The sequence below is a fragment of the Actinomadura formosensis NBRC 14204 genome, assembly GCF_001552155.1.
Lineage (GTDB): Bacteria > Actinomycetota > Actinomycetes > Streptosporangiales > Streptosporangiaceae > Spirillospora > Spirillospora formosensis.
Map to the genome: position 1 here is coordinate 1 of NZ_BCQQ01000222.1, position 5,405 is coordinate 5,405.

The 5,405-nt window shown below is 74.2% G+C and carries 4 protein-coding genes; 1 reads left to right on the top strand and 3 read right to left on the bottom strand.

Features of this window, described 5'->3' with window-relative positions:
* Nucleotides 1–26 precede the first annotated feature (26 nt).
* On the top strand, nucleotides 27–3,080 hold the full coding sequence (locus tag AF1_RS31635) for a BTAD domain-containing putative transcriptional regulator (RefSeq protein WP_084263516.1): 3,054 nt from the start codon (nucleotides 27–29) through the stop codon (nucleotides 3,078–3,080).
* On the opposite strand, the gene AF1_RS31640 is transcribed toward AF1_RS31635, so the two are convergent.
* The 3 genes from AF1_RS31640 to AF1_RS31650 all read right to left on the bottom strand — a co-directional run.
* Nucleotides 3,062–3,886: an ABC transporter permease gene (locus AF1_RS31640; protein ID WP_084263517.1), complete on the bottom strand. Its 825-nt coding sequence runs from the start codon at nucleotides 3,884–3,886 to the stop codon at nucleotides 3,062–3,064. The two genes, AF1_RS31635 and AF1_RS31640, sit on opposite strands and share 19 nt — an antisense overlap.
* Entirely contained in the window at nucleotides 3,883–4,833 is a 951-nt protein-coding gene (locus AF1_RS31645) for an ATP-binding cassette domain-containing protein (protein ID WP_067807822.1), read from the bottom strand. The genes AF1_RS31640 and AF1_RS31645 overlap by 4 nt, the downstream gene beginning before the upstream one ends.
* A gap of 181 nt (nucleotides 4,834–5,014) precedes the next feature.
* Nucleotides 5,015–5,405, bottom strand: a 391-nt coding sequence (locus tag AF1_RS31650; RefSeq protein ID WP_067807826.1) for a hypothetical protein, incomplete at its 5' end; no start/stop codon positions are given.

Here is a 5,405-nt window from a genome sequence, read left to right on the forward strand (position 1 = left end):
CGGGGTGGGGGTGGGAGAGTTGGGGGGTGCGGGTTGGGATCCTTGGGCCGCTGGTGGTCACGGACCAGGGGAATGATGTCGCCGTTCGCGGGGCCCGGCTGCGGGCGCTGCTGATCAGGCTGGCGCTGGAGCCGGGGCGGACGGTCACCGCCGAGACGCTCGTCCAGGCGCTGTGGCCGGAGGGCGGCCCCGGCGTGCACGCGTTGCAGGCGCTCGTTTCGCGGTTGCGGCGGTGCCTGCCGGACGGGCGGCTGCGGTCGGTGCCCGGCGGTTACGTCCTGGACGTCGAGTCGGTCGACGCGCCGGAGTTCGAGCGGCTGGCCGGGGAGGGGCGCGGGGCGCTGCGGGACGGGGACGCCGGGGCCGCGGTCTCGCGGTTGCGGGAGGCTCTCGGGCTGTGGCGGGGGGACGCCCTGGCGGACGCGGCCGGGGTGCCGTTCGCGGACGCGGCGGCCGTGCGGCTGGAGGCGCTGCGGGTCGCGGCGGTCGAGGACCGGGTGGCCGCCGAGCTGGCCGCCGGGACCGAACCGGCGCGGCTGATCGCGGAGCTGGAGGAGCTGGCGGCTCTGCATCCGCTGCGGGAGCGGCCCCGCGCGCTGCTCGTCGAGGCGCTGCACAAGGGGGGACGGTCCGCCGAGGCGCTGGCGGCGTTCGAGCGGTTCAGGCGTGTGCTGGCGGAGGAGCTGGGCGCCGATCCCGGGCGGGAACTGCGGGAGGCGTACACGGCCGTCCTGCGGGCCGCGCCCAGGGAACGGGCGCGCGGGAATCTGCGGGTGCCGCCGACCAGCTTCGTCGGCCGGGAGAGCGAGTGCGCGTGGATCGCGCGGGCGCTGTGGGACGGCCGGCTGGTCACGCTCGTCGGCCCCGGAGGCGCGGGGAAGACGCGGCTGGCGACGCGGGTCGCCGCGGATCTGGCCGAACGGTTTCCGGGCGGGGTCTGGGTCGTCGAACTGGCCGCGGTCGGTGAACCCGAGGACGTGCCCCGCGCGGTGGCGGACGTCCTCGGGCTCCGCGACGGGGCGAACCGGCTGGCGGAGGCGCTGTCCGCCGACGAGACGCTGATCGTCCTGGACAACTGCGAGCACGTCGTGGACGCGGCGGCCCGGCTCGTCCACGAGCTGCTCGGCACCTGCCCCGGCCTGCGCGTGCTGGCGACCGGCCGGGAGCGGCTCGGTGTCGACGGTGAGGCGCTGTGCCCGGTGCCGCCGCTCGACCTTCCCGAACCGGGGCAGGACGGGCGGGCGGCGGCGTCGGTGCGGTTGTTCGCCGAGCGGGCGGCGGCCGTCCGGCCGGGGTTCACGGTGGACGGCGAGGTGGTCGGGGAGATCTGCCGGCGGCTGGACGGGCTTCCGCTGGCGATCGAACTGGCCGCCGCCCGGCTGCGGTCGATGTCGGCGGAGCAGCTCGCCGCCCGGCTGGACGACCGGTTCCGGCTGCTGACCGGCGGGAACAGGACCGCCCTGCCGCGGCATCGGACGCTGCGGGCCGTCGTCGCGTGGAGCTGGGACCTGCTGGCGGAGGCCGAGCGCCGGTTCGCCGAGCGGCTGTCGGTGTTCCCCGGCACGATCACGCCGGAGAGCGCGGCGAGGGTGACGGGCTCCGCCGACGCGCTGGACGTTCTGGACTCGCTCGTCGACCGGTCGCTGCTCCAGGCCATTGACGGCCCCGAGCCTCGTTTCCGCATGCTGGAGACCATCCGCGAGTACGGGCGGGAACGCCTGGCGGACGCCGGGGACACCGGCCGGGTGCGGGCCGCGCACGCCCGATGCTTCCTGGAGCTGGCCGAACGGGCGGAGCCGTATCTGCGCGGCCCGGAACAGCTGGGGTGGATCTCTCTGCTGGCGGCGGAGCGCGACAACCTTCTCGCCGCGCTGCACCACGCCGTGGACACGGGGGACGCCGAGGCGGCCGTCCGGATGTCCGCCGCGCTGGCCGTCTTCTGGATGATCCAGGGTGATCACGCCGAGGCGGCACGGCGGCTGCGGCTCGCCCTGGAGGTCCCCCGCCGGGCCCCGGTCCCGGGGGAGGCGGCGGCGGTGGGCGGTTACGTGCTCAACACCGTCCTGTCCGGGGGCGACGCGCGTGACGACCCGCTGATCGGCGAGTATCCGGGGGCGGCGGCGCATCCGCTGGCCGCGCTGATCGAGCCCGCGGTCGCGCTGCTGAACGACGACCCCGCCGGTGGTGTCGCGGCCGTTGACCGTCGCCTCCCCGAGCCCGACCCGTGGACGAACGCCACATTGCATCTGGTGCGCGCCATGCTCAACGGCAACCGGGGCGAGATGGGCCAGGCCCGCATGGACATCGCCGCAGCCCAAGCCGGGTTCCGCGCGGCCGGGGAGCGGTCCGGGCTGGCGCTCGCGCTGACCTTCGCGGCCGAGACGCAGACCGTCACCGGGGACTTCGGCGGCGCCGTCGCCGCGCTGGAGGAATCGATCGGGCTGCTGCGCGAGCTGGGGCAGGACGACAACGCCGGCATGCAGCGGATGATGCTCGCCATGGCGCGGGCCCGGTCCGGTGACGTCGGGCGGGCGCGGGACGAACTGTCCGCGATGATCGCGCCGGGTGCCGCGACCCCGGCCCGCCACCTGGTGCCCGTCCGGCTCGCACTCGGTGATCTCGCACGTCACGCCGGTGCTGCGGGCGAGGCCCGCGAGCACTACGCCGCCGCCGGACGGGAACTCGACCGCGTCCCGTCCCATCCGCAGTTCCGCTCGCTGCTGGAGACGGCGCACGGGCATCTGGCCATGGAACGGGACGACCCGGACGCGGCACGGCGGCATCTGCGGAAGGCGCTCACGCTCGCCGCCGGCGCGCCCGACATGCCGATCGCCGCCGTCGCCGGTTACGCGATCGCCCGCGCCGCGGCGGCCGACCCGGAGGGCGCCGCGGAGACGCTCGGTGCCGCGTCCGTCCTGCGCGGCGCGCCCGACACGTTCAACCCCGACGTCGTCGGGCTCACCCGCCGCCTCCGGAAGGACCTGGGCGAACGCGCCTTCCGGGCCGCCTACGACCGCGGTCGGCGGCTGGACGTCCCCGGCGCGTTCGCCCTGCTCGACGCTCAGCTCCGGCGCCGGTAGGCGGACACGGCGAGCGGCGCGAAGACGGCGAGGAACCCCGCCGACCACAGCAGCGTCATCGCCGCCGGATGCGCCACCGGACCGCCGACCAGCAGCCCTCGCGCGGCGTCCACCGCGTCGCTGACCGGGTTGACCTTCACCCACGCCTGGAGCCAGCCCGGCATCGTGTCCGTCGGGACGACCATGTTCGTGCCGAACGCCAGCGGGAAGATCCCGAGGAACGCCACCGTCTGCACGACGACCTCCTCCCTGATCAGGACGCCGATGAGCACGTTGATCCAGCCCATCGCGAAGCCCAGCGCGGTCGCCAGCCCGGCCGCGGCCAGCGCCGACGGCACATCGGTCTGGACGCGGAAGCCCATCAGGTAGCCGGTCGCGAACAGCACCACGGCCGCAACGACGTAGCGGATCACGTCGCCGAGGACGAGCCCGACGAGCGGCGCGGAACGTCCGATCGGCAGGCTCCGGAACCGGTCGAAGACGCCCTTCTTGATGTCGGTGTTGATGCTCAGCCCGGTCGCCAGCATCCCGGCGAGCAGCATCGTCATCACCAGCACACCGGGGAAGACGTACTGGAGATACGCGTGCGTGGAGCCGGACACCGCGCCGCCGAACAGGTACACGAACAGCAGCAGGAAGATGATCGGCATGAACAGCGCGTCGCTCAGCACGCCAGGACTGCGCCGCGTCTTGGTGAGGCTGCGCCCGGCGAGCAGCAGGCTGTGCCGGACGAGCCGGTAGCGCCGCCTCGGCCGCTCCGCCCCGCGCACGCCGATGCCGGATTCAAGGATGACGTCGCTGCTCATGCCGCCACCTCCTCGGTGTGCCGGCCGGTCAGGGTGAAGAACACCTCGTCCAGGCTGGGCAGCCGGAGCGAGAGTTCGGTGACGCCGATGCCGGCGGCGTCCAGGCGGCGGACGGCCTCGGTGAACGCGCCGTCCCCGTCCCCGCCGACCGGCACCGACACCATGTCCCGGCGCGACTCGACCTCGCGTCCCGACACCGCGTGCAGGATTACGGCGACCTCGGCGAGCCGCCCAGGATCACGCGGGCGGACGCTGATCGTCTGCCCGCCCGCGATCCGCTTCAGCTCGGCGGGCGTGCCGGACGCGATGACCGTCCCATGGTCGATGACGGTGATCTCGTCGGCGAGGGCGTCGGCCTCCTCCAGGTACTGCGTGGTCAGCAGGACGGCCCCGCCGCCGTCGGTCATCGACCGGATCAGCCGCCACGCCTCCTCCCGCCGGCCGGGGTCGAGGCCGGTCGTCGGCTCGTCCAGGTAGATCACGGCGGGACGCCCGATCATGCTGGCGGCGAGGTCGAGGCGGCGCCGCATCCCGCCCGAGTAGGTCGAGACGCGGCGCCCGGCGTCGTCGGTGAGCTCGAACCGCTCCAGCAGCTCGGCGGCGCGGGCCTGCGCCTCCGCCTTGCGCATGTCGAGCAGCCGCCCGATGAGGACGAGGTTCTCGGTCGCGGTGAGGTCCTCGTCCACGGACGCGTACTGCCCGGTGAGGCCGATCAGCTCCCGCACCTTCGCCGCGTCCCGGACCACGTCCAGCCCGCAGACCTCGGCCGTGCCCGCGTCCGGCCGCAGCAGCGTCGCCAGAATCCGCACGGCCGTTGTCTTCCCCGCGCCATTGGGACCGAGGACGCCGAGGACGGTGCCCGGCCGCGCGGCCAACTCCACCCCCGCCAGCGCGGTCGTCTTCCCGAACCGTTTGACCAGGCCGTTTGCTTGAAATGCGTAACTCATACCGCGCAGGCTGCCGTGCGCCGCTCACAAACCGCTCACAGCACCTCGTGCCACCGCGCCGTGTCGGTGTACTGGTGAAGCCACGAGACCTTGCCGCCGGTGACATGCCACAGATGGACGAACTCGGCGCCACCGGTGGTGTCTTCGGTCACCGGTTGGCCTTGCTCGGCCTGGCGGCTCATCACGGCTGACCCCATTGCCTGGTGGGGGACATCCGGTGCTTCAGGATCAGGTCCAGTGCCGTGGCCGCTCCCTTGGCGTTTCCGCAGGGGGCCACGAAGCCGCCGCGTCCGTCCCCGGTCTCGAAGTAGGCCCACATCCCGCCGGGCACGGCCCGGAGCGTCACCACGGCCCAGACCTTTTCGGCCGCGCTGTCCCAGTAGACCCACAGCAGTGGGACGGGGCAGCGGAACTCCTGCCGGTCGTAGAGCCCCACGCACCGCCAGCCCAGCGGTATCAGCGCGACCCGCAGCCGCTCCAGGTTCCGCACCGCCGTGTCGTGGCCCATGCACGTCCGCCAGTCCAGCACGATCCGCCACCGCCCGGCCGTCCGGCGCACGACCCGCGCCATC

What these genes read in the sequence shown, in the direction of transcription:
- AF1_RS31640 (WP_084263517.1), bottom strand. Translation starts at nt 3,886, where the DNA reads ATGAGCAGCGACGTCATCCTTGAATCCGGCATCGGCGTGCGCGGGGCG.
- AF1_RS31645 (WP_067807822.1), bottom strand. Translation starts at nt 4,833, where the DNA reads ATGAGTTACGCATTTCAAGCAAACGGCCTGGTCAAACGGTTCGGGAAG.